The sequence below is a fragment of the Cellulosimicrobium sp. AB352 genome (genome assembly GCF_049538415.1).
In the GTDB taxonomy this organism is placed as follows: Bacteria; Actinomycetota; Actinomycetes; order Actinomycetales; family Cellulomonadaceae; genus Cellulosimicrobium; species Cellulosimicrobium funkei.
Genome location: NZ_JBMVFX010000003.1, coordinates 209,043 through 230,934 on the forward strand (window position 1 = coordinate 209,043; position 21,892 = coordinate 230,934).

Sequence of the window (21,892 nt, forward strand, 5' to 3'; positions counted from 1 at the left end):
AGACAGCGTGCCCACCGTATGACCAGGGTCACGCTGTACCCTGCCGCTGTGCCCCGGCTGCCCAAGCTGTCCAGCCTGTTCTCCCGCCGTCCCGCGACGACCTCGTCGCCGGGCGGCGCCGCGGCCGCGCCGTCGGACGCCCGCCGCGCGACGCTCGCGCACCTGCAGGAGTTCGTGCGCACGCGCGTGGGCGTCGAGGCGTACGTCGAGCCGCCCACGCCGGACACGGGCGCGACGCTCCTGCTCATCGCGACGACGGGGGAGTGGACGCGACGGCGCGTCCCGGACGAGAAGACGGCGTTCGACGTCGCCGGCTCGCTGGGCGTGCCCGTCTACAACGTCCGCTTCACCGGGTACCCGCAGCGCATGCGGGACTGGAACTCGCGCCAGCGCAGGAGCTCCTGAGGGGCTGTCCGCCGGGCGAGCAGGCGGTCCTGGTCCGTCGGAGCGACCGGACGGACCAGGACCACCTGCTCGGCGGGGCTGGGTCAGCGGCGGGCGCGGCCCTCGACCAGGCCCAGCAGGGTGCGGACGGCGACGCCCGTGCCGCCGACCGGCGTGTACCCGTGCGCGGAGCCCTCGTTGAACGCGGGGCCGGCGATGTCGAGGTGGGCCCACGGGGTCTCGCCGACGAACTCCTGGAGGAACAGCCCGGCGACGAGCATCCCGCCGAACCGGTCGCCGATGTTGGCGAGGTCCGCGACCTTCGACTTCAGCGACGCGCCCAGCTCCTCGGGCAGCGGCATCGGCCAGAACTGCTCGCCCGCGGCGTCGGCCGCCGCGACGACCTCCGCGCGCACGTCGTCGGCGCCCATGACCGCCGAGACGCGGTTGCCGAGCGCGACCATCTGGGCGCCGGTGAGCGTCGCGACGTCGAGCACGACGTCGGGCTTCTCCTCGACCGCCGCGACGAGGCCGTCGGCCATGACGAGGCGGCCCTCGGCGTCGGTGTTGAGCACCTCGACCGTCTTGCCGCCCCGGATCGTGATGACGTCGGACGGGCGCTGCGCGGTGCCGGACGGCATGTTCTCCGCCAGGCACAGCCAGCCCGTGACCGCCACGGGCAGGCCCAGGCGCGCGGCGGCGACGACGGTCTGGAGCACCGCGGCGGCGCCGGCCATGTCGGACTTCATCGCCTCCATGCCCTTCGCGGGCTTGATGGAGATGCCGCCCGAGTCGAACGTGATGCCCTTGCCGACGAGCGCGACCTTCGCCGCAGGGCGCGACGGCGTGTAGGCGACCTTGACGAGGCGCGGCCCGCGCGCCGAGCCCTGGCCCACGCCGACCAGGCCGCCGTACCCGCCCGCGGCGAGCGCCTTGTCGTCGAGCACGGTGACCTTGAGGCCCTTGGCGCCGGACTCCTTGACGGCCTGCTTCGCGACGTCGGCGAACGCGGCCGGGTACAGGTCGTTCGGCGCCGCGTTGACGAGGTCGCGCGTCGCGTTCACGGCGGCGGCGACGACCGTCGCGCGCTCGACCGCGGCCTTCGCGGCGGCGCTGCGCGCGTTCGCCGCGAGGATCTCGACGGTCGCGGGCGGACGGCTCCCGGCCGACGTCGCGGCCTCGCCCGTGCGGTAGCGCGCGAACGTGTACGTGCCCAGGAGCGCGCCCTCGGCGACGGCGGCGAGCTGCGCGTCGTCCTCGACGGGCAGCGCGACGGCGACCGACGCGGTGCCGGCGAGCGCGCGCAGCGCGGCCCCTGCCGCACGGCGCAGCGCCTCGGCGCCGAACGTGCCGTCGGCCCGACGGGCGCCGAGGCCCACGAGCACGAGCACGCCCGCCTTGAGGTCGGGACCGGCGGGGACCTTGCGGACCTCGTCGGCGGCGCCCGTGATGCCGAGCGCGGGTGCGAGGTCCTCGAGGGCGGCGACCACCGGACGGGGCAGGTCGCCCCCGACGATCGCGACGCCGTCGGACGTCGTGTGGGTGCCGACGACGAGCGCGTCGACCTTGGCACCGGCGGGATTCTTGCTGGAGACGGTCAGTTCAGCCACCCCGCGATGCTATCCCCGGCCGCCCGCGGGGTCCGCCGGGCCTGTGGACGATTCCCGCGGCGCCCACCGCCCCCGGTACGCTCGGCGGCGTGGTCCTCCCCCTCCTGCTCCTCGTGGTCGCGGCGTGCGTCGCGCTCGCCGCCTGGGCGGTCGTGTTCGTCGCGCGCGACCGCGCGGTGATCCTGCGCCAGCTGTGGGGCGCCGCGGTGATCGAGGGGCTGATCCTCGTGCAGGCGGTCGTGCTCGGCGTGCTCGGCGCGACCGGGACGGCGCCCACCGACCCGGTCCTGCTGTGGGGCTACCTCGTGACCGCACTCGTCATTTTGCCCGTCGCCGCGCTGTGGGCGTTCGCGGAGCGCTCGCGCTGGAGCTCCGTCGTGCTCGCGGTCGCCGCGCTCACGGTCGCGTTCCTCGAGTGGCGGCTGTGGCAGATCTGGAACGCCTGACCTGGAGGCCCACGCCATGAGCGCACCTGCCGCCCCCGACGGGGCGGACCCGGCGGCGACGCCCGCAGCGGGCGGTCGCCCGGACCCACGGTCGGGGCAGCGCCGCACCAACGGCGGCTTCGGCCGGGTGCTCGTCGCCGTCTACGGGATCTTCGCGCTCGCCGCGACCGCCCGTGCGGGGGTCCAGCTCCTGCGCGACTGGCACGAGGCGCCGCTCGCCTACGCGCTGTCGGCGCTCGCGGCGGCGGTCTACGTCGTCGCGACGATCGCCCTCGCGCGGGGCGGCCGCGTCGCGCGCCGCGTCGCGTGGCTCGCCGTGGGCGTCGAGCTCGTCGGCGTCCTGACCGTCGGCGCGTTCTCGCTCGCCGACCCCGAGGCCTTCCCGCGCGCGACCGTCTGGTCGGGCTTCGGCCAGGGCTACGGCTACGTCCCGCTCGTGCTGCCGTTCGTCGGGCTCTGGTGGCTCTGGCGCACCCGGCCCGCCGCGCCCGGCGCGACCACCCCGCCCCCCACCACCCCCGCCACCGACGCCCCGGAGGACGCCGCATGACCCGCCGCCGACCGCTCCTCTACGGCCTCCTCTTCGACACCGTGTTCCGCCGGATGGACCCCGAGCGGGCGCACCACGTGGCGTTCGACCTCATCGGGTTCGCCGGGCGCGTGCCCGTGCTGCGCGACGTCGTCCAGGGGGCGCTCGCGCCCTACCTGGGCCGCGCGGCGGGGGGCCGGGGGAGCGTCGAGGTGCTCGGCAAGGTCTTCCCGGCGCCGTTCGGGCTCGCGGGCGGCTTCGACAAGGACGCCCGGGCGGTGCGCGGGCTGACGATGCTCGGCTTCGCGTTCGTCGAGATCGGCACCGTGACGGCGCACGCCCAGCCCGGCAACGAGCGGCCGCGCCTGTGGCGCGAGCTCGACGTCCAGGGCGTGCGCAACCGCATGGGGTTCAACAACGAGGGCGCCGCGGCGGCCGCGCGCCGGCTCGCGGCCCTGCGCTCGACGCGAGGCGGGCGGGCCGTGCTCGTCGGGGCGAACATCGGCAAGACGAAGGTCACGCCCGCCGAGGAGGCGGCCGCGGACTACGCGACGAGCGCGGGCCTGCTCGCGCCGTACGCGGACTACCTCGTGGTGAACGTGTCGTCCCCGAACACCCCGGGCCTGCGCGACCTCCAGGAGGTCGAGTCGCTGCGGCCGATCCTCGTGGCCGTGCGCGAGGCGGCCGACGCGGCCACGGCGGACGCGGGCGTCGACCGGGTGCCGCTGCTCGTCAAGATCGCCCCGGACCTCGCGGACGAGGACGTCGACGCCGTCGCCGACCTCGTGGACGAGCTCGACCTCGACGGCGTCGTCGCCGTGAACACGACGATCGGGCACGACCGCGGGCCCGGCGGCCTCTCGGGCCCGCCCGTCCGCGCGCGCGGCCTGGCCGTCGTCGCGCGCCTGCGCGAGCGGCTCGGGCCGCAGCGCGCGATCATCGGCGTCGGGGGGATCACCACCGCGCACGACGCGCGCGACTACCTGCACGCGGGCGCGGACCTCGTGCAGGGGTACACCGGGTTCCTCTACCAGGGCCCGCTGTGGGCGGCGCGGATCAACCGCTCGCTCGCGCGGCACCCCGAGCCCGGCGCGCACGTGCGGGGCGCCGACGCGAAGGAGGCACGATGATCCGGCCGCAGTGGGTCTGGGAGCTCGACGACGCCGAGGGGCGCGCGCTCGCCTCGCCGGTGAGCCCCGTCTTCACGACGCAGTACGACGCCGAGCAGTGGCTCGGCGAGACCTGGCGGAGCCTCGCCGCGGAGGGCGCTGCCGCCGCCCGGCTCCTGCACGACGGCAGCCAGGCGACGGCGACGGTGGAGCTGCGCGTCCCCTGACCGGGTCGCCCGCCTCCTGACCCGGACGCACGGCCGGCGGGTCCGCCCCTGGCGACGCGGGCGACGCGGGCGCGCGAGCCTGTCGCGCGCCGTCGTCCCGGGGGGACCGTCAGCCCGCGACCCGGGCCCACGCGGCGGCGAGCCGTGCCACGGCGTGCTCGAGCTGCTCGGGCGGTCGGGAGAACGTCAGGCGTAGCCGGTCGGCCGCGCTGCCGTCGGGCGTGAAGGTCGGGCCGGCGTTGACGAGCACGCCCTCGGCCGCCGCGGCGGCGGCGAGGGCCTGCGCGACCGGGGCGCCCAGGTCGACCCACAGCGAGAGACCGCCCTCGGGCACGTCCACGCGCCACTGCGGCAGCGCCCGGGCGAGCAGCCCGCACAGGAGGTCGCGCTGCGCGCGGAGCGTCCGACGGCGCTCGGCGAGCACCGCGGGGGCGTCGTCGAGCAGCTCGACGACGGTGAGCTGCTCCAGCACCGCGGTGGCGATGTCCGCCGACTGGCGCGTGCGCGCGAGACGCGCGACGAGGTCCGGGTGGGCGCGGACCCAGCCGACCCGCAGCCCGCCCCAGAACGACTTGGACGCCGAGCCGACCGTGACGACGTACGGCGAGGTGCCGTCGCCCGCGAGCGGCTCCACGACCGGACCGGTGGCGTCCGGGTCGCCGTCGAGGTCGAGGTCGGTGAGCGTCTCGTCGCCGACCACGGTCACGCGGTGGCGCGCCGCGGCGTCGCGCACGCCCGCCCGCTCCTCGGGCGTGAGGGTGTAGGCGGTCGGGTTGTGAAAGTCGGGCACGAGGTAGACGAGGCGCGGCGCGACCTGGCGCAGCGTCGAGTCGAACAGGTCGACGTCGAACCCCGGCGCGTCGTGGTCGTGGCCGCCCCGCGCCCCGCTGTCGCCCCGGCCCACGGGGACGGGCACCAGCCGCGCGCCCGCCCGTCGCAGCGACTCCATCGCGTGGTAGTACGTGGGCGACTGCACGACGGCGCGGTCACCCGCCCCGAGGAGGGTGTCGGCGAGCGTGGTGATGGCGTGCTGGGCACCCGTGGTGACGAGCACCTCGTCGGGCGTGGTGGGCGTGCCGCGGCGCGTGTGGTGGTCGGCGAGGGCCTCGCGGAGCACGCCGAGGCCGTACGGCTCGTAGCCGCCGCCGGACAGGTACTCGGGCAGCCGCTCCAGCGCGCGCGAGTAGGCGGCGTGCAGGCCGCTCGGGGCGGCGGAGGTCGCCTGCGACAGGTCGGCGAGGTCGATCGGCGCGGTGCGCGGCGCGGGCCCGGGCGGGGCGTCGCCGCCGGCCGCGCGGTCCGCGGGCCGGCGCGCGCTCGGGCGGGGAAGCACGACGACGGTCCCCGAGCCGGTGCGCGAGCGTGCGAACCCGAGCTCGCGCAGCCGCCCGTACGCGGCGGCGGTCGTGGTGCGCGAGACGCCGAGCGCGACGGCGAGGTCGCGCTCGGACGGCAGGCGCGTGTGGGGCGCGAGGGTTCCCGCGAGGACGGCGGCCCGCAGCGCGTCGGCGAGGGCGGTGTACGCGGGGCCGCCCGCGTGCCACCGGCCGAGCAGCCGCGCGGCAGCAGCGGGGGACAGGTGGCGGTGGACGTCGACCGTCCCGGCCGGGGCAAGGCTCATGGGGCCACTCTCTCGCGATTGGCTATGGATGTCGATGCCACTCGGCGGTCAGGATGACACCCATGAGCCCCACCCGCCGCACCGTCCAGCTCCTCCTCGGCCTGCTCGGCTACGCGCTGTCCATGGCGCTGCTGATCCACGCGGGCCAGGGCGGGATGCCGTGGGACGTGCTGCACCAGGGCGTCGTCCGCCGCACGGGGCTGCCGTTCGGTGTCGTCGTCGGGTCGCTGAGCGTGCTGGCCCTGCTGGCCTGGATACCGCTCCGGCAGCGGCCCGGGATCGGTACGGTCGCGAACGTCGTCGTCATCACGCTGACGATCGACCCGGCCATCGCGCTCGTCACGCGCCTCGTGCCCGACCCGGGCGTCGCCGCGAGCGTGGCCCTGGCCGTCGGGGGCATCGTGCTCAACGGCCTCGCGACGGCGGCCTACCTGGGCGTGCGGCTCGGCCCGGGACCCCGCGACGGACTCATGACCGGCCTGGTGGCGCGCACCGGCTGGTCGGTGCGGCTCGTGAGGACACTCCTCGAGGTCGTCGTCGTGACGCTGGGCTGGGCGCTCGGCGGCACGCTCGGCTGGGCGACGGTCGCCTACGCGCTCGCCGTCGGGCCGATCGTCCAGCTCACGGCGCGCTGGTTCGCGCCGCGCGGGCTCGTCACCGCCCCGGCCGTGCACGCGCCCGCGCGTAGCCACGGCCGCGAGAGCGCGGCCTCCGAGGCGGCGGCGGACGGCGAGCCCGCGTCGGACGTCGAGAACCTGTCGTGGGAGCCCGTCCCCGCGATCGCAGGTCCCCGGCCGGACGAGGGAGGCATGCCCGCGTCCGGCCGGTGAGGAGACGACGACGGCCCCGGCGTGCTGCCGGGGCCGTCGTCGCGTGCGGTGGCGTGCGTCAGGCGACGCGGCCCTGCGGGGCGTTCTCCGCCGTCTTGCCCGGGTCGCGCTCGACGGCGCCCCCGAGGATCTCGTCGATCCGGGCCATGAGCTCGGCCGGGATCGTCACGCCTGACGCCTTGACGTTCTCCGCGACCTGCTCGGGGCGCGACGCCCCGACGAGCGCCGCGGCGACGTTGTCGTTCTGCAGCACCCACGCGATCGCGAGCTGCGCCATGCTCAGGCCCAGCTCGTCCGCGACGGGCCGGAGGTTCTGCACGCGCGTGAGCACGTCGTCGGTGAGGAAGCGCTGGATCATGCGCGCGCCGCCCTTGTCGTCGGTCGCACGCGACCCCGCCGGCAGCGGCTGCCCAGGGAGGTACTTGCCGGACAGCACGCCCTGCGCCATGGGCGACCAGACGATCTGCGAGAGCCCGAGCTCGCGCGACGTCGGCACGACCTCGTCCTCGATGACGCGCCACAGCATCGAGTACTGCGGCTGGGAGGAGATGAGCTGGAACCCGAGGTCCTGCGCGAGCGCGTGGCCCGCGCGGATCTGGTCCGCCGTCCACTCGGAGACGCCGATGTACAGGGCCTTGCCCTGGCGCACGATGTCGGCGAACGCCTGCATCGTCTCCTCGAGCGGCGTCTCGGTGTCGTACCGGTGCGCCTGGTAGAGGTCGACGTAGTCGGTGCCGAGCCGCTTGAGGGAGCCGTTGATCGACTCCATGACGTGCTTGCGCGACAGGCCGGTGTCGTTGGGGCCGCCGGGGCCGGTCGGCCAGTAGACCTTCGTGAAGATCTCGAGCGACTCGCGTCGCTGGCCCTTGAGGGCGTCGCCGAGCACCTGCTCGGCCTTCGTGTTGGCGTAGACGTCCGCGGTGTCGAACGTCGAGATGCCGGCGTCGAGGGCAGCGTGCACGCACGCCGTCGCGACGTCGTTCTCGACCTGGGAGCCGTGGGTGAGCCAGTTGCCGTAGGTGATCTCGGAGATCTTGAGACCCGAGTTGCCGAGGTAGCGGTAGGTGGGCATGGACCCAACCTAGCCGCGGGCCCGGCCGCTCGCGGGGCCGGGCGCCGTCGTCACTCGGGGTAGACGCCGTGCTTCTTGTGCGTCGGCTTGGGCAGCCGCGCGCGGCGGAGCTGGAACGCCCGCATGACCGCGTACATGACCGTGCCCTTGGGGATGTCGCCGAACTTCGCGAGGAGGCGCTTGCGCAGGCGCCGCCACATGATGAAGCCGTCGACGACGGTGAGCAGGACGATGACGTACAGCGTCATGACCGTGAGGAACGCGAGCTCCTGGTTCCGCGCCGTGAGGAACGAGAACACGATGAAGACGAGGGCGACGGGCAGGAAGAACTCACCGAGGTTCCAGCGGGCGTCGACGTACTCGCGCACGTAGCGCTTGACCGGGCCCTTGTCGCGCGGCGGCAGGTAGCGCTCGTCGCCGGTCTGCATGGCCTGGTACTGACGGTCACGCATCTCGCGCTGCTTCTCCCGCGCGGACTTCGCGGCGGCGCGGCGGTCGTTCGGCACGAGGGGACGCTTGTTCGCGGCCTCGGAGACCTTGCGCTTAGGGGTCGGGCGGCCCTTGCCGGCGCGCTCGATCTCGGCCGCCTCCTCGACGGGGTCGGGGGCGGCGGGGGTCGCGGCGGCCTTGTTGCGGGAGAACACCCCTCCAGGGTAGTCGAGCCGACGGGGTGCCTGGACGCGGGTCCGGGGCCGCGCGGTGTCGTACCGTGCTGGTCGTGACGAACTCACCCGAACCCACCGCCCCCGCGCCCGGCACCGCCCTCGCGACCACGCTCCGCGAGACCGTCGCCCGGCTCTTCCCGGCGCTGCGCGCCGACCTGGAGTCGCTCGTGCGCGTGCCGAGCGTCTCGAACGCCGCGTTCGACCAGGCGCACGTCGCCGCCAGCGCCGACGCCGTGGCCGCGCTCCTGCGCGACGCCGGACTGCCCGAGGTCCAGGTGCTGCGCGCCCGGGCCGAGGACGGCACCGAGGGCGCGCCCGCCGTCGTCGCGCGCCGCCCGGCGCCCGACGGCGCCCCGACCGTGCTGCTGTACGCGCACCACGACGTCCAGCCCCCGGGCGACGCCGGCACGTGGGAGACCGACCCGTTCGAGCCGACCGAGCGCGACGGCCGTCTCTACGGCCGCGGCGCGGCCGACGACAAGGCGGGCGTCGTGGCCCACCTCGGCGCGCTGCGCGCCCTCCTGGAGATCGGCGACCTCCCCGTCGGGGTGACGGTGTTCGTCGAGGGCGAGGAGGAGATCGGCTCGCCGACGTTCCTGCCGTTCCTCACGCAGCACCGCGACCTGCTCGCGGCCGACGTCATCGTCGTCGCCGACTCCTCGAACTGGAAGATCGGCGTGCCTGCGCTCACGACGTCGCTGCGCGGGCTCGTGGACTGCGAGGTCGAGGTCGCGGTGCTCGACCACGCGGTGCACTCGGGCATGTTCGGCGGCCCCGTGCTCGACGCCGTGACGCTGCTCGCGCGGCTGATCACGACGCTGCACGACGACGCGGGCAACGTCGCCGTGCCCGGGCTCGCCACCGCGGACGAGCCGACCGTGGACTACGCCGAGGCCGACTTCCGCGCCGACTCCTCGCTCCTCGACGGCACGGTCCTCGCGGGCGAGGGCAGCATCGCCGGGCGGCTGTGGACCAAGCCGGCGATCGCCGTGATCGGGCTCGACGCGCCGAGCGTCGCGCACGCGTCGAACACCCTCACGCCCCGCGCGACCGCGAAGCTCTCGGTGCGGCTCGCGCCCGGCCAGGACCCGGCGGCCGCGATGGCGGCGCTGCGCACGCACCTCGAGTCGCACGCGCCGTTCGGCGCGCGCGTGACCGTGCGCGACGGCGAGCAGGGCAAGCCGTTCCTCGCCCCCGGCGACTCCGAGGCGATGCGCGCCGCGCGGTGGGCGTTCGCGACGTCGTGGGGCACCGACCCGGTCGACATCGGCATCGGCGGGTCGATCCCGTTCATCGCCGACCTGCTCGAGGTCTTCCCCGGCGCGGCGATCCTGGTCACGGGCGTCGAGGACCCGGACTCGCGCGCGCACGGCGCGAACGAGTCCGTCCACCTCGGCGAGCTGGAGAAGGTGGTGCTCGCCGAGGCGCTCCTGCTCGCGCGGCTCGGCGGCGCGGTCGCCTGACTCGCGACGTCTGGCTCCGCGCGGCGGCGTTCCCCGGTCAGCCGGGGAGCGTCGCCCGCACGTCGGCCGCCTCGGCGAGCGCGGGACCGACGGCGTCGCGCACCTCCGGGTCGAGGGTGCCTGCGAGCGCGTCGAGGTCGTCGAGGTACGTGCGCGCCGCGGCGGCGTCGTCCGTGCGCGCGGCGAGCTCGACGAGGTAGGCGAGGGCCCGCACCCGGTCGGCGGCGCCGACGTCCTCCCCGGCGCGCCGGAGCGCCCCTGCGAGGATCTTGCGGGCCTGGGCGGGGTTGCCGTGCGAGTCGGCCTGCACGACGGCGTCGTCCAGCGCCCGGGCGAGCCGTCCCTCGGGGCGTGCGGCGTAGGCGCCGGCGGAGGAGTCGCCCGCGGCGCCCGGAGAGGTGTCCGTGGCGGTGTCCGTAGAGGTGTCCGTGGAGGCGTCCGCAGCGGGGGAGCGGCGCATGACCCGGACCCAGTTGCCCGCCGGGTCGACGAGGCTGAAGCCGGTCGTGCCGCCCGCGTTCGCGCGCCGCCGTGGACGGGTGATGCGCGGGAAGCCGGTGAGCGGCAGCCGTCCGTAACGGGCGCGGAGCCCCGCGGCGAACGCCTCGAAGACCGGCGCCGTGTCGTCCACGACGACGATGCACGTGCTGTAGCTGTCCTGCGGCGCGAGCCCGTCGAGGCCGAAGTAGTGGATGTCGACGCCGCCGCGTCGCACCGCGAGGTAGGGGTTGGGTCGCAGCTGGCGGTAGGTGACGTCGAAGCCCAGCGCGGTCCAGAAGTCGCGCACCTCGTCGATGTCCCGGCAGGGCAGGGCCGGGACCATGGTCGCGTCGAACGGGTCGGCCGCTGGGTGGTCGTGCTCTCGGTCGGCGGTCACCGACCCATCGAAGCACCCGGCCCACGCCCGGTACAGGGCGCCCCGGGTGTCAGCCGCGGTGCGCGACGTCGACCGCCCGGGCCCACCGGGCGACGTCCTCCGGGAGCTCGGGGGCGGCGACGTCGCCGCCCAGGAGCCCGACGACGTCGGGCGCGGCGATCCGGTCGCCCGACCCGCGCGCGAGGAAGCGCCCGGCGACGAGCCCGCGCGCGCAGAGGTCCCCGCGGCGTGTGAACACCTGCTCGAGGTACACGACGCGCTCGTCCCACCCGAGCACGCGCGTCGTGATCTCGAAGCGGTCCCCGAGCTGCAGGGAGCGGCGGTACTTCATGGTCGACGCCGCGACGACGGGGTACCAGCCCTTGTCCTTGAGCAGGGGGAACCCGCCGAGGTCGGCGATGAAGTTGCTGCGCGCGACGTCCATCATCTGGAGATACGTCCCGTTGTTCACGTGCAGGTAGAAGTCGAGGTCGCCCGGGCGCACGCGCATGCGGGTGACGGACGGCTCGAGGACGCCGCGGCCCGGCACGGCCTTGCGCGGCATCGTGCTGGCGACGAGGAGCTGGATCTGGCGGGTCACCGGGGCAGGCTACTACCCCGCACCAGCGGTATCGGGTATCCGGCACCGACGGCGGGGGACGCCCCTCCAGGTCGGTGTGCGAGGATGCGCGCCGTGACGACGACGAGCCCCGCCCCTCGCCCCACCGCCACCGCCGACACCGGGTCGCCCGCCCCGCACCCGTGGCAGGTCCGCGCGTTCCGCGCGGTCGCGATCGCCGAGGCGTTCTCCTGGGCCGGCCTGCTCGTCGGCATGTACCTCAAGTGGGTCGCCGGGACGACCGAGCGCGGCGTGGAGATCTTCGGGCCCGTCCACGGGGCGCTCGTGCTCGTGTACGTCGCGCTCGCCGTGCTCGTCGCCGTGCGCGTCCGCTGGTCGCTCTGGACGACCTTCCTCGCGCTCGCCGCGACCGTCCCGCCGTTCTGCACCGTCCTCTTCGACGTCTGGGCGCACCGCACCGGCCGCTACGCGCGCCGCTGACCGCTCGGGTCGGCTGACCCCAGACCGGGCTGACCGCTCAGACCGGCGGGTCGGGGTCGTACTGGATCCCGCGCCGCACGGCGCGTGCGACGTCGTCGCTCTCCAGGCGCGCGACGAGGTGCAGCGCCATGTCGATCCCCGCGGAGACGCCGGCGGACGTGACGACGTCGCCGTCGTCGACGTAGCGCGCCTCCGTGTCGACCACGACGCTCGGGTCGATCCGCGCGAGCTCGTCGTAGTGCGCCCAGTGCGTCGTCGCGGGCCGGCCCGCGAGGAGCCCCGCCGCGGCGAGGACGAGCGAGCCCGTGCAGACGCTCGCGATCACCGGGGTGCGCGCCCGCATCGCGCGCAGCCACTCGAGGTGCACGCGGTCGGCGAGCAGCGGGCGCGTCCCGCGACCGCCGGGGTACACGAGCAGGTGGAGGGGGCCGACGTCGTCCGCCGAGCGGTCGGGGAGCAGCCGGAGGCCCTTCGCGAGCCGCACGCCGCCGCCGTCCCACGAGAACGTCGACACCTGGGGCTTGAGCACCGAGTGCTCGGCCCAGGCCGACAGCACCTCGAACGGCCCGGCGACGTCGAGCTCCTCGGCCTCGTCGAAGACGAAGATCCCGACGTTCGTCCCGTTGCCCGTTCCCATGGCCACCTCCGCGCGCCCCCGCGTCCCGAGGGCCTCGACCGCTCCTGCCCGCGCGCCTAGAGGCCGGGCAGGGCGAGCATCTGGTCGAGCGCGACGCGCGCCCAGTGCGCGTCGTCGGCGTCCACGACGATCCGGTTCACCACGCGACCGGCGACGAGCGACTCCATCGCCCACACGAGGTGCGGCAGGTCGATCCGGTTCATCGTCGAGCAGAAGCACACCGTCGAGTCGAGGTAGTGCACCTGCTTGTCCGGGTGCGCCCGCGCGACGCGGCGCACGAGGTTGAGCTCGGTCCCGATCGCCCACGCCGAGCCCGGCTCGGCGGCGTCGAGCATCTTGATGATGTACTCCGTCGACCCGACGAAGTCCGCCGCCGTGACGACCTCGTGCTTGCACTCGGGGTGCACCAGCACGTTGACGTCCGGGACGGCCGCGCGGACGTCGTCGACGTTCTTCGCCGAGAACCGCCCGTGGACCGAGCAGTGCCCGCGCCACAGGATCATGCGCGCGTCGCGCAGCTCGGCGTCGGTGAGGCCGCCGTTCGGCTTGCGCGGGTCGAACACGACGCAGTCGTCGAGCGACATCGCGAGCTTGAGCACCGCGGTGTTGCGCCCCAGGTGCTGGTCGGGGAGGAACAGGACCTTGCCCGTGCCGTCCACGCCGCCCACCTGGTCGAACGCCCAGCGCAGCGCGACCTCCGCGTTCGACGACGTGCACACCGTGCCGCCGTGGCGCCCCGTGAAGGCCTTGATCGCGGCCGAGGAGTTCATATAGGTCACGGGGATCGTCGAGTCGGCGATGCCGACCTCCTGCAGCACGTCCCACGCGTCCTCGACCTGGTCGATCGCGGCCATGTCCGCCATCGAGCAGCCCGCCGCGAGGTCCGGCAGCACGACCTGCTGCGCGTCGGAGGTGAGGATGTCCGCGCTCTCGGCCATGAAGTGCACGCCGCAGAACAGGATGAACTCCGCCTCGGGGCGGGCGGCCGCCTCGCGCGCGAGCTTGAAGGAGTCGCCCGTGACGTCGGCGAAGTCGATGACCTCGTCACGCTGGTAGTGGTGGCCGAGGACGAACGCCCGCTCGCCCAGCGCGGCGCGCGCCGCGCGGGCGCGCTCGACCAGGTCGGGGTCGCTCGGCGCGGGCAGGTCGCCCACGCACTCGACGCCCCGCTCGGACGCGAGGTCGCGGCCCTGCCCCAGCAGGAGCAGGGCGGACGGGCTGGGCTCGACGAAACCGCCCGGGCGTGCGGTGCTCGGACCGCCCACGGACGACAGCAAGGTGCTCCCGGTGCTCACGGGACCATCGTCGCACAGCGCCGCGGAGACGGAGAGGGCCCTCCCACCCCGACTCGGCGCGCCCCGGCGCGACCCGCCGGACCGCGCCCGGGCTGGCACAATCCGGGCATGCGCGTGCTGCTCACCGGGTCCGCCGTCCCGCCCCCGCCCGACGGCGCGTGGCCGGGCCGCGACGTCGTGCCGACTGCCGCCGGACCGAGCCTCGCCGACGTCGCCTCGTGGTGGTCCGCGCACGGCGCCGTGGACACCGTGCCCCTCGCGGCATCGGGGCCCGCGTTCCTCGACGCCCTCGCCCCCGTCGCGCCCGAGGTCCTCGCGGGCGTCGTGCCGGGCCCGGGCGGCGCGGAGGTCCCGGTCGCCGTCCGACGGCGCGCGTCCTCGCCGCACGAGGGCGCGCAGGCCCGGACCGTCGTCGTCGACGTGTCCCAGGTCCCGGCCACCGGGGAGGCCGTCGTCGTCGACGCCGACGGCACGTCGACGACGGTGCCCGCCCGCTCGTCGACCGCCGTCGGGCACCTGCTCGCGCTCGCGGTCGACGCTGCCCGGGTGGGTTCGGACCCCGGCCGGGTCGTCCTCGCGACCGGGGGCAGCACGAGCCACGACGCGGGCCTCGGGGCGCTCCTGGCGCTCGCGGGCGAGCCGCCGTCGGCCGGAGGCGCGCCGGACCTCGCGCCCGCCCGGCTGGCGGACGTCGTGCGCGCCGCGCGCGCCGCGCTGGGCGGCACCGACCTCGTGGCGGCCGTCGCGTCGGACGTCCCGCTCCTCGGTCTGCACGGCGCGAGCGCGACCCTCGACGCGCGCGGCGTCGACCCGCTGGTGGCCCAGCACCTCGAGCGCGCCCTCGGTGCGGTCGCGCACGACGTCGCCGCCGCCGTCGACCGCGCGGACGCGGCCGGGCCGGGGGAGCACGGGATCGTCGGGCGCGACCTGCTCGCGGGCGCGACGGCGGGCCGCCGCCTCGCCGGGCTGCCAGGAGCGGGCAGCGGGGGAGGGCTGGGTTTCGCCGTCGCGGCGCTGGGCGGCAGGCTCGTGCCCGCGCTGCGGGTCGTGGCGGACGACGTCGGGCTCGACGCGCGGCTCGCGGCCGCGGACGTCGTCGTCGTGCTCGCGGACGAGCTCGGCGCGCACGAGCTCGGCGAGGGGACCGTCCGCGAGGTGTCCGGCCGGGCGGCGCGGCACGCGCTCCCGGTGGTGGTCGTCGCGCGCGCGGTCGTCGCGGGCCGCCGCGAGCAGGCGGCCGCAGGGCTCAGCGGCGCGTACGCGTGGGGTGACGGCGACCCGCGCGACCTCGTGGAGCGCGTCGCGCGCACGTGGTCGCGCGGCTGAGTCAGCCGAGCTCCACGTCGCCGTCCGCGCGCACGGACCACGCGGGGTTGTGCGCGATCTCCCACACGAGGTCGTTCGGGTCGGCGACGTGGGCGTGGAAGACGCCCCCGAACTCACCCTCCTGCGGCTCCTTGCGGACGGTCCCGCCCGCGGCGACCATCGCGTCCACCAGCTCGACGACGGCGTCGCGCGACCCGACGTTGTGCGACAGGGTCACACCCGTGGTCGCGGCCGGCGCCCCGGCCGAACCGGCGTCGCGCGCGAAGCTCGCCGCGTCGAAGAAGCCGAGGAGCTGGCCGGCCGCGGACCGGTAGAACACGATCTCGCCCGGCACGTCGAGCCGAGGCTCCCAGCCGAGCGCGCCGTAGAAGCGTCGGGCCGCGCCGAGGTCTCGCGTCGCGACCGTCACGAAGTGCACCGCCTGGTCCATGGGTCCTCCGTCGTCACCCTCGCGCCCCGTGCGGCGAGGCCCGTTCGACCCTAGTCCCGCGCGGGGTCGTAGACTCGGGAACACCACCGGCACGTGTGGTGTTGAGGACCTGACGGGATCTCTCTCGAGAGATCCGAGAAGCCGGCCACCACCGGGGCAGCACTGCCCCCGACAGCGCGGAGACGAGATGAGCGAGACCACCGACATTGCCACGCACGGCGTCAACCTGACCGACGAGGCCGCGGACAAGGTCCGCACGCTCCTCGAGCAGGAGGGTCGCGACGACCTGCGCCTGCGGGTCGCGGTGCAGCCCGGCGGCTGCTCCGGCCTGATCTACCAGCTCTACTTCGACGAGCGCGTGCTCGACGGCGACGCGCTGCGCGACTACGACGGCGTCGAGGTCGTGGTCGACAAGATGAGCGTCCCGTACCTCGAGGGTGCGACGATCGACTTCGCCGACACGATCGAGAAGCAGGGCTTCACGATCGACAACCCCAACGCGGGCAGCGCCTGCGCCTGCGGCGGCTCCTTCAGCTGAGCTGTCCGGCGTGCCGCGCGCACGCCACCGGACCGCACGAGCCCGGTCACCCGTCCGCGGGTGGCCGGGCTCGCGTCGTCCGCGGGTCGGGCCGCCCAGCTCGGGCGGGGTCAGCCGCCGATCTCGACGGTGATCGCCCAGGCCTCGGCCTCTCCCTGACCGGGGAGCTGCTCCTCGCCCACGACCGTGTGCCCGCGCATCCGCGCCCACGCGGGGACGTCGAGGCGCGCGGCCGGGTCGGTCGACCACACGGTGAGCCGAGCGCCCGGTGCGAGGTCGCGCGCCGCCGCGGCGAGCCGGATCACGGGGAGCGGGCAGCGCAGCCCGCGCGCGTCGACCACGTCGCCGGCCGCGCCCGCGTCGCCGGACGCGCCGGACGCCGGCAAGGGCGGGGGAGCGCCGGTCACAGACCCTGCACCCCCAGCGCCGCGCGCACGCGGGCGACGGCGTCCGGCAGGGCGGCGAGCAGCCGCTCGACGTCGTCCTCCGTCGTCGAGCGGTCCAGGGCGACGCGCACGTTGCCGTGCGTGAGCACGCCCATCGCCGCGAGGACGTGCGAGGGCTCGAGCGAGCTCGACGTGCACGCCGACCCGGAGCCGACGGCGACGCCCTCGCGGTCCAGGTCGGTGAGCAGCGCCTCGCCGTCCACGTAGAGGAACGAGAAGGTCGCGACGTGGGGGAGCCGGTCGACCGGGTCGCCGACCACCTCGACGTCGGGGATCTGCGCGACCCGTGCCCGCACGCGGTCGACGAGCGCCCGACGCCGCGCGTCCTCCGCGTCCCGGTCGGCCAGCACCGCCTGCAGCGACACGGCCGCGGCGAACGCCGCCGGGACGGACACCCCGCCGGGTGCCCACGGGTCCGCGTCCTCGGGGAACGGGCTGCGCCGTCGGACGCGGGAACGCACCGCGAGGACACCGATGCCCGGACCGCCGCCCCAGTCCGCCGGGTCGGCGGCGAGCGCGTCCCAGGTCTCGGGGACGACGTCGTGCCCGAGCGTGGCCCCCGCGTCCACGAGCAGCGGGACCCCCGCCCGCCGCGCCGCCTCGTGCACGGCCGCGACCGGCTGACGCGTCCCCACCTCGCCGTTGGCGGCCTGGAGCGCGGCGAGCGCCACGCCCGGGCGACCGACGGCGTCGGTCATCTCCGCGGCGTCGACGCGGCCGGACCCGTCCACCCCGACGACTTCCCGCTCCAGGCCACCGTGCTCGGCGGCGTGCAGGACGGCGGCACGCTCGACGGCGCCGACGACGACCCGTCGCCCCGCGCGGTGACGCGCGCCGGCGAGCGCGGCGACGGCCGTGTGGAGGGACGCGGTGTGGTTGGCGGTGAAGACGACATCCTCCGTGCGCGCGCCGAGCGCGGCGGCGACGGCCTCGCGGGCGCCGTCGAGCAGGGCCGCGGCACGCCTGCCCTCCGCGTGCAGACGTCGGGGGTCGGCCCAGCCGTCGTCGAGCGCGCGGTCGAAGGCCTCGCGCGCGAGCGGGTGCCAGGGGGCGTGCCCCCCGTTGTCGAGCAGGACCCGGCGATCGGGGGTGGTGTGTGTCACATGGCCTCCAGGGCGCGGGCGGGGCCGTCGTGGAGCGAAGGACGGCCGGGCTGAGACGGCCCGAGCGGGCGCGGGGCGCCGGTCGGGGTCCGGCGCACGGCGTCGGATCGTTGCGCTCGCGCGCCCCGCGACGAGGTGCCTCCGGGAGTCCGAAGGTCCTACCGGCACGCTACCGTGCTGCTCGGTGGGCCGACGGTGTGGCAAGGATCTGACAGACTCGGGACGGGTGTGGCGAACCCACCCCTGACCGGCCACGACGTGTGCCGCATCTCGCCCGTCCGCAGCGCGTTCCGGGCCACGAAGGGCGGAATCCCGCGCTAGGCTTCGTGTGTCGAGGACGAAGGTCCTGTGCTGGGCTCGTAAAGACGGGCACGGGCAGGACGTGACGTGAAAGGCCCCCCTTGCACTCGCAACCCCCTAGCCGCACACGGCGCACCATCCTGCGGGCGACGGCCCTCGCCGTCGCCGTCGCCGCGGTGGCGTCCGGCTGCGCCACCGACACCGTCCAGCGCGGGTTCCTGCCCGGTTACGAGGACGGGGAGGTGACCAACCAGACCGCCCGGATCACGTCGCTGTGGACCGGCTCCTGGATCGCGGCCCTCATCGTCGGCGTGATCACGTGGGGCCTGATGCTGTGGTGCGTCGCCGCGTACCGCAAGCGCAAGGACGACCACCAGCTCCCCGTGCAGACGCGCTACCACCTGCCGCTCGAGATCATGTACACGGCCGTGCCGATCCTCATGGTCCTCGTCCTCTTCTTCTACACGGACCGCGACATGAGCGCGATCGTGGACAAGGACGTCGAGTCCGACCTCACGGTCCAGGTCATCGGCAAGCAGTGGAGCTGGGACTTCAACTACGTGGACGACGACGTCTACGAGACGGGCCAGCACCTGGCGGACGTCGGCGACACCATGACCGACGACGCGACGATCGACGGAGCCCCGGGCACGGCGGCGGCGCTGCCGACGCTCTACCTGCCCGTCGGTGAGTCGGTGCGGTTCGAGCTGCAGTCGCGCGACGTCATCCACTCCTTCTGGATCCCCGCGTTCCTCTACAAGCTCGACATGATCCCGCACCGGACGAACGAGTTCGTGGTCACCCCGGAGCGCGAGGGCGTCTACGCCGGCAAGTGCGCCGAGCTCTGCGGCGAGCACCACTCCGGCATGCTGTTCAACGTCGAGGTCGTCGACCGCGCGGAGTACGACGCGCAGATGGAGGCGCTCCGCGAGAAGGGCCAGGAGGGTCAGATCCCGGTGGAGGGCTTCAGCCGTCTCCAGGACCCGAACCCTGTCACCGCTACCACGGAGGGTGAGAACTGATGGTCGCGCAGGCCGAAGTCATCCCCGGTCTCGCGCCGCGGCGTCAGACCCTCGGGCGGACCGTGATCAAGTGGGTCACGTCCACCGACCACAAGACGATCGGGTACATGTACCTGATCACGTCGTTCATCTTCTTCTGCATCGGCGGCCTCATGGCCCTCGTGATCCGTGCGGAGCTCTTCGAGCCCGGCATCCAGATCGTGCAGAGCAAGGAGCAGTACAACCAGCTCTTCACGATGCACGGCACGATCATGCTGCTGCTGTTCGCGACCCCGCTCTTCGCCGGGTTCGCGAACGTGATCATGCCGCTGCAGATCGGTGCGCCGGACGTCGCGTTCCCGCGACTGAACATGTTCGCGTACTGGCTCTACCTCTTCGGCGGTCTCATCGCCTCGGCCGGCTTCTTCACGCCGCAGGGCGCCGCCTCGTTCGGTTGGTTCGCGTACGCGCCGTTGTCGAACACGACGTTCAGTCCAGGGCTCGGGGGAGACCTCTGGGTGTTCGGGCTCGCGCTCGCCGGCTTCGGCACGATCCTCGGTGCGGTCAACTTCATCACGACGATCATCACGATGCGCGCGCCCGGCATGACGATGTTCCGCATGCCGATCTTCACGTGGAACACGCTCATCACGAGCCTCCTCGTGCTCATGGCGTTCCCGCCCCTGGCCGCCGCGCTCTTCGCACTCGGTGCCGACCGGCGCCTCGGCGCCCAGATCTTCAACCCCGAGAACGGGGGCGCCATCCTGTGGCAGCACCTGTTCTGGTTCTTCGGGCACCCGGAGGTCTACATCATCGCGCTGCCGTTCTTCGGCATCGTGTCCGAGATCTTCCCGGTCTTCGCCCGCAAGCCGATCTTCGGCTACAAGGGCCTCGTCTACGCGACGATCGCGATCGCGGCGCTGTCCGTCACCGTGTGGGCCCACCACATGTACGTGACCGGCGCGGTCCTCCTGCCGTTCTTCGCCTTCATGACGATGCTCATCGCCGTGCCGACCGGCGTGAAGTTCTTCAACTGGATCGGGACCCTCTGGCGAGGGAAGCTGACGTTCGAGACACCGATGCTGTGGTCGATCGGGTTCCTCGTGACCTTCCTCTTCGGCGGTCTCACGGGCGTCATCCTGTCCAGCCCGGCGCTCGACTTCCACCTGTCCGACTCGTACTTCGTGGTGGCGCACTTCCACTACGTCGTGTTCGGCACCGTGGTGTTCGCGATGTTCGCCGGCTTCTACTTCTGGTGGCCCAAGTTCACCGGGCGCATGCTCAACGAGCGCCTTGGCAAGGTCCACTTCTGGCTGCTCTTCATCGGCTTCCACATGACGTTCCTCATCCAGCACTGGCTGGGCGTCGAGGGCATGCCGCGCCGCTACGCGGACTACGCGCCGTCCGACGGCTTCACGTGGGAGAACCAGGTCTCGACGGTCGGGGCGTTCATCCTCGCCGCGTCGACGCTGCCGTTCCTCTGGAACGTCTACACGACCTGGCGCAACGCGCCCAAGGTCCAGGTCGACGACCCGTGGGGCTACGGCCGCTCGCTCGAGTGGGCCACGTCCTGCCCGCCGCCGCGGCACAACTTCACGTCGCTGCCGCGCATCCGCTCCGAGTCGCCCGCGTTCGACCTGCACCACCCCGAGGTCGCGGCGATGGACCACGCGGAGCCGAACCCCAACGTCCTGGAGAAGGTCTACGGGGAGGCCGACCGCCGCGGTGAGAAGAGCGTCGCGCTCGACCGCCTCGGCGACAAGCAGGCAGGCAGCGACTCGACGTCGACGATCATCATCGACGAGCCGCGCACGGGTGACACGGACGAGGAGGCCGGCAAGTGAAGGTCGAGTACAAGCTGTTCATCTTCCTGACGCCCTTCTTCGCGCTCATCGGCGTGGTGTATGGGCTCTGGAGCGGCTGGGAGCCCGTCGGCAGCGCCGCGCTCCTCCTGACCGCAGGTCTGTCGGGCATGATCGGCGCCTACCTGGCGCTCACCGCCAAGCGGATCGACGCGCGGCCCGAGGACGACCCGGACGGCCTCATCGAGCAGGGTGCCGGCGACCAGGGCGTGTACGCCCCGTGGAGCTGGTGGCCGCTCGCGATCGCGGCGTCGGCTGCGATCGTCTTCCTGGGCCTCGCGGTCGGCTGGTGGCTGGTCTACGTGGGGATCGCGATGAGCGCGGTCGCCCTCGTCGGCTGGGTCTTCGAGTTCTCCCGCGGCCAGCACGCGCACTGACGCACCTCTTCCGGACGGCCCGATCCCCTCGCGGGGGTCGGGCCGTCCTGCTGTCTGCGGAGGGTCGTGGGGCGCGCCCATGGGGTCGAAGGCACGTGTGTGTGAGTGCCGGAGCCGTTCCTTGTGGCGCGCTCCGGCAGCGTGGTGGCGTTCTACGCCGGGCTGGTGCCCACGCCGGGGCTGGAGCGGCGCAGGGCGGCGCAGGAGCACCCACGCCTGGGCTGGAGCCGCGCAGGGCGGCGCAGAAGCACCCAAGTCAGGCTGGCAGCGTGCACGTCGGGGCGGGAGCGTGCACGTCGGGGCGGGAGCGTCCACGCCGGGGCGGGAGCGTCCACGCAGGGCGGGAGCGCCCACGCAGGGCGAGAGCGACTACGCCGGTGCGGGAGCGCCCGTGCCGGGGTGGCCTCGCGCCAGGGTGGCCTCCCGCCGGGCGCAGGTGGGAAGCCGTCACGACGGCGCTCCGGGCACGGACCGGGTCGCTCTCCGCGTGGCTGGGGCATGTTCGTCCAGACATTCAGCGCGGGACGGTGCGTGGTGCGTGGTGCGTGGTGGGCGGGGTCGGGCAGCCGCTGGAGCGCGCCGGAGCATCGTGACGGCCTGGGACGGCGTCGGTGACGCTCTGCGCCCAGCGACATGACGCGCCACCTGTCGGCGACCGCGGACTGACCGGGTCGTGGCCCTGGGCGGCCGCCGAGAACGAGGTTG

At 74.6% G+C, this 21,892-nt stretch carries 24 protein-coding genes; 13 read left to right on the top strand and 11 right to left on the bottom strand.

Annotation, left to right across the window (positions count from 1 at the left end; all coding sequences use genetic code 11):
• The first annotated feature begins 48 nt into the window (after positions 1–48).
• Positions 49–405 (top strand): hypothetical protein, encoded by a 357-nt coding sequence (locus ACPCUX_RS03880; protein ID WP_043658675.1) that lies wholly within the window; start codon positions 49–51, stop codon positions 403–405.
• Between the two features lie 83 nt (positions 406–488).
• On the opposite strand, the gene ACPCUX_RS03885 is transcribed toward ACPCUX_RS03880, so the two are convergent.
• On the bottom strand, positions 489–1,994 hold the full coding sequence (locus ACPCUX_RS03885) for a leucyl aminopeptidase (RefSeq protein WP_034652934.1): 1,506 nt from the start codon (positions 1,992–1,994) through the stop codon (positions 489–491).
• A gap of 89 nt (positions 1,995–2,083) precedes the next feature.
• Here ACPCUX_RS03885 and ACPCUX_RS03890 point away from each other — a divergent pair, with 89 nt between their 5' ends.
• Genes ACPCUX_RS03890 through ACPCUX_RS03905 form a run of 4 tightly spaced genes read left to right on the top strand, consistent with a single transcriptional unit; the run spans position 2,084 to position 4,305 of the window.
• Positions 2,084–2,440, top strand: a complete 357-nt coding sequence (locus ACPCUX_RS03890) for a hypothetical protein (protein ID WP_034652936.1) — start codon at positions 2,084–2,086, stop codon at positions 2,438–2,440.
• 16 nt (positions 2,441–2,456) lie between these two features.
• Complete coding sequence (locus ACPCUX_RS03895; protein ID WP_051028504.1) at positions 2,457–2,990, top strand: hypothetical protein; 534 nt, start codon at positions 2,457–2,459, stop codon at positions 2,988–2,990.
• The gene (locus tag ACPCUX_RS03900) at positions 2,987–4,099 is read left to right on the top strand and encodes a quinone-dependent dihydroorotate dehydrogenase (RefSeq protein ID WP_163186877.1); all 1,113 of its coding nucleotides are present in this window, start codon (positions 2,987–2,989) and stop codon (positions 4,097–4,099) included. The genes ACPCUX_RS03895 and ACPCUX_RS03900 overlap by 4 nt, the downstream gene beginning before the upstream one ends.
• Positions 4,096–4,305, top strand: a complete 210-nt coding sequence (locus ACPCUX_RS03905; RefSeq protein WP_076405433.1) for a hypothetical protein — start codon at positions 4,096–4,098, stop codon at positions 4,303–4,305. The genes ACPCUX_RS03900 and ACPCUX_RS03905 overlap by 4 nt, the downstream gene beginning before the upstream one ends.
• Positions 4,306–4,414: 109 nt before the next feature.
• Here the strand turns inward: ACPCUX_RS03905 and ACPCUX_RS03910 are convergent, their stop codons facing one another.
• The gene (locus ACPCUX_RS03910) at positions 4,415–5,926 is read right to left on the bottom strand and encodes a PLP-dependent aminotransferase family protein (protein ID WP_423388195.1); all 1,512 of its coding nucleotides are present in this window, start codon (positions 5,924–5,926) and stop codon (positions 4,415–4,417) included.
• A gap of 62 nt (positions 5,927–5,988) precedes the next feature.
• Between ACPCUX_RS03910 and ACPCUX_RS03915 the strand changes: the two genes are divergently transcribed.
• On the top strand, positions 5,989–6,756 hold the full coding sequence (locus ACPCUX_RS03915) for a YczE/YyaS/YitT family protein (protein ID WP_423388196.1): 768 nt from the start codon (positions 5,989–5,991) through the stop codon (positions 6,754–6,756).
• Between the two features lie 58 nt (positions 6,757–6,814).
• On the opposite strand, the gene ACPCUX_RS03920 is transcribed toward ACPCUX_RS03915, so the two are convergent.
• Together ACPCUX_RS03920 and ACPCUX_RS03925 are read right to left on the bottom strand one after the other, a co-directional pair.
• Positions 6,815–7,828: an aldo/keto reductase family protein gene (locus ACPCUX_RS03920; RefSeq protein ID WP_061269428.1), complete on the bottom strand. Its 1,014-nt coding sequence runs from the start codon at positions 7,826–7,828 to the stop codon at positions 6,815–6,817.
• Positions 7,829–7,878: 50 nt separating this feature from the next.
• Positions 7,879–8,472: a DUF3043 domain-containing protein gene (locus tag ACPCUX_RS03925; protein ID WP_043658508.1), complete on the bottom strand. Its 594-nt coding sequence runs from the start codon at positions 8,470–8,472 to the stop codon at positions 7,879–7,881.
• Positions 8,473–8,546: 74 nt separating this feature from the next.
• On the opposite strand from ACPCUX_RS03925, the gene ACPCUX_RS03930 reads away from it, so the two are divergent.
• A complete protein-coding gene (locus ACPCUX_RS03930; RefSeq protein ID WP_370512500.1) occupies positions 8,547–9,956 on the top strand; it encodes a dipeptidase in 1,410 nt (469 codons plus the stop codon).
• Positions 9,957–9,993: 37 nt separating this feature from the next.
• On the opposite strand, the gene ACPCUX_RS03935 is transcribed toward ACPCUX_RS03930, so the two are convergent.
• Together ACPCUX_RS03935 and ACPCUX_RS03940 are read right to left on the bottom strand one after the other, a co-directional pair.
• The gene (locus ACPCUX_RS03935) at positions 9,994–10,833 is read right to left on the bottom strand and encodes a hypothetical protein (protein WP_391515339.1); all 840 of its coding nucleotides are present in this window, start codon (positions 10,831–10,833) and stop codon (positions 9,994–9,996) included.
• A 49-nt stretch (positions 10,834–10,882) separates the two neighbouring features.
• Positions 10,883–11,413: an acyl-CoA thioesterase gene (locus ACPCUX_RS03940; protein WP_396051980.1), complete on the bottom strand. Its 531-nt coding sequence runs from the start codon at positions 11,411–11,413 to the stop codon at positions 10,883–10,885.
• A gap of 93 nt (positions 11,414–11,506) precedes the next feature.
• On the opposite strand from ACPCUX_RS03940, the gene ACPCUX_RS03945 reads away from it, so the two are divergent.
• The gene (locus tag ACPCUX_RS03945) at positions 11,507–11,872 is read left to right on the top strand and encodes a DUF3817 domain-containing protein (RefSeq protein WP_241769880.1); all 366 of its coding nucleotides are present in this window, start codon (positions 11,507–11,509) and stop codon (positions 11,870–11,872) included.
• A 37-nt stretch (positions 11,873–11,909) separates the two neighbouring features.
• Here ACPCUX_RS03945 and ACPCUX_RS03950 read toward each other — a convergent pair whose 3' ends face one another.
• Together ACPCUX_RS03950 and nadA are read right to left on the bottom strand one after the other, a co-directional pair.
• Complete coding sequence (locus tag ACPCUX_RS03950) at positions 11,910–12,509, bottom strand: DJ-1/PfpI family protein (RefSeq protein ID WP_391515344.1); 600 nt, start codon at positions 12,507–12,509, stop codon at positions 11,910–11,912.
• 56 nt (positions 12,510–12,565) lie between these two features.
• A complete protein-coding gene (gene nadA, locus ACPCUX_RS03955) occupies positions 12,566–13,774 on the bottom strand; it encodes a quinolinate synthase NadA (protein WP_043658512.1) in 1,209 nt (402 codons plus the stop codon).
• Between the two features lie 138 nt (positions 13,775–13,912).
• On the opposite strand from nadA, the gene ACPCUX_RS03960 reads away from it, so the two are divergent.
• On the top strand, positions 13,913–15,130 hold the full coding sequence (locus ACPCUX_RS03960; RefSeq protein WP_423388197.1) for a glycerate kinase: 1,218 nt from the start codon (positions 13,913–13,915) through the stop codon (positions 15,128–15,130).
• A gap of 1 nt (position 15,131) precedes the next feature.
• Here the strand turns inward: ACPCUX_RS03960 and ACPCUX_RS03965 are convergent, their stop codons facing one another.
• Positions 15,132–15,560 (bottom strand): VOC family protein, encoded by a 429-nt coding sequence (locus ACPCUX_RS03965; protein WP_415296268.1) that lies wholly within the window; start codon positions 15,558–15,560, stop codon positions 15,132–15,134.
• Positions 15,561–15,747: 187 nt separating this feature from the next.
• Between ACPCUX_RS03965 and erpA the strand changes: the two genes are divergently transcribed.
• Complete coding sequence (gene erpA, locus ACPCUX_RS03970) at positions 15,748–16,098, top strand: iron-sulfur cluster insertion protein ErpA (RefSeq protein ID WP_043658948.1); 351 nt, start codon at positions 15,748–15,750, stop codon at positions 16,096–16,098.
• A 110-nt stretch (positions 16,099–16,208) separates the two neighbouring features.
• On the opposite strand, the gene ACPCUX_RS03975 is transcribed toward erpA, so the two are convergent.
• Together ACPCUX_RS03975 and ACPCUX_RS03980 are read right to left on the bottom strand one after the other, a co-directional pair.
• Entirely contained in the window at positions 16,209–16,505 is a 297-nt protein-coding gene (locus ACPCUX_RS03975; protein WP_415296266.1) for a sulfurtransferase TusA family protein, read from the bottom strand.
• Positions 16,502–17,647 (bottom strand): cysteine desulfurase family protein, encoded by a 1,146-nt coding sequence (locus tag ACPCUX_RS03980; protein WP_415296265.1) that lies wholly within the window; start codon positions 17,645–17,647, stop codon positions 16,502–16,504. The genes ACPCUX_RS03975 and ACPCUX_RS03980 overlap by 4 nt, the downstream gene beginning before the upstream one ends.
• A gap of 401 nt (positions 17,648–18,048) precedes the next feature.
• Between ACPCUX_RS03980 and coxB the strand changes: the two genes are divergently transcribed.
• Genes coxB through ACPCUX_RS03995 form a run of 3 tightly spaced genes read left to right on the top strand, consistent with a single transcriptional unit; the run spans position 18,049 to position 21,187 of the window.
• A complete protein-coding gene (gene coxB / locus ACPCUX_RS03985) occupies positions 18,049–18,969 on the top strand; it encodes a cytochrome c oxidase subunit II (RefSeq protein WP_021482035.1) in 921 nt (306 codons plus the stop codon).
• Positions 18,969–20,792, top strand: coding sequence for a cytochrome c oxidase subunit I (gene ctaD, locus ACPCUX_RS03990; RefSeq protein WP_021482036.1), 1,824 nt, complete (start codon positions 18,969–18,971; stop codon positions 20,790–20,792). The genes coxB and ctaD overlap by 1 nt, the downstream gene beginning before the upstream one ends.
• Positions 20,789–21,187, top strand: coding sequence for a cytochrome c oxidase subunit 4 (locus ACPCUX_RS03995; RefSeq protein ID WP_043658950.1), 399 nt, complete (start codon positions 20,789–20,791; stop codon positions 21,185–21,187). The genes ctaD and ACPCUX_RS03995 overlap by 4 nt, the downstream gene beginning before the upstream one ends.
• Positions 21,188–21,892: the final 705 nt, after the last annotated feature.

Excerpts from the sequence above, each read along its gene's own strand:
- ACPCUX_RS03895 (WP_051028504.1), top strand. The coding sequence starts at position 2,457 with ATGAGCGCACCTGCCGCCCCCGACGGGGCGGACCCGGCGGCGACGCCC.
- ACPCUX_RS03900 (WP_163186877.1), top strand. The coding sequence starts at position 2,987 with ATGACCCGCCGCCGACCGCTCCTCTACGGCCTCCTCTTCGACACCGTG.
- ACPCUX_RS03905 (WP_076405433.1), top strand. The coding sequence starts at position 4,096 with ATGATCCGGCCGCAGTGGGTCTGGGAGCTCGACGACGCCGAGGGGCGC.
- ACPCUX_RS03910 (WP_423388195.1), bottom strand. The coding sequence starts at position 5,926 with ATGAGCCTTGCCCCGGCCGGGACGGTCGACGTCCACCGCCACCTGTCC.
- ACPCUX_RS03915 (WP_423388196.1), top strand. The coding sequence starts at position 5,989 with ATGAGCCCCACCCGCCGCACCGTCCAGCTCCTCCTCGGCCTGCTCGGC.
- ACPCUX_RS03920 (WP_061269428.1), bottom strand. The coding sequence starts at position 7,828 with ATGCCCACCTACCGCTACCTCGGCAACTCGGGTCTCAAGATCTCCGAG.
- ACPCUX_RS03950 (WP_391515344.1), bottom strand. The coding sequence starts at position 12,509 with ATGGGAACGGGCAACGGGACGAACGTCGGGATCTTCGTCTTCGACGAG.
- ACPCUX_RS03960 (WP_423388197.1), top strand. The coding sequence starts at position 13,913 with ATGCGCGTGCTGCTCACCGGGTCCGCCGTCCCGCCCCCGCCCGACGGC.
- ACPCUX_RS03965 (WP_415296268.1), bottom strand. The coding sequence starts at position 15,560 with ATGGACCAGGCGGTGCACTTCGTGACGGTCGCGACGCGAGACCTCGGC.
- erpA (WP_043658948.1), top strand. The coding sequence starts at position 15,748 with ATGAGCGAGACCACCGACATTGCCACGCACGGCGTCAACCTGACCGAC.
- ctaD (WP_021482036.1), top strand. The coding sequence starts at position 18,969 with ATGGTCGCGCAGGCCGAAGTCATCCCCGGTCTCGCGCCGCGGCGTCAG.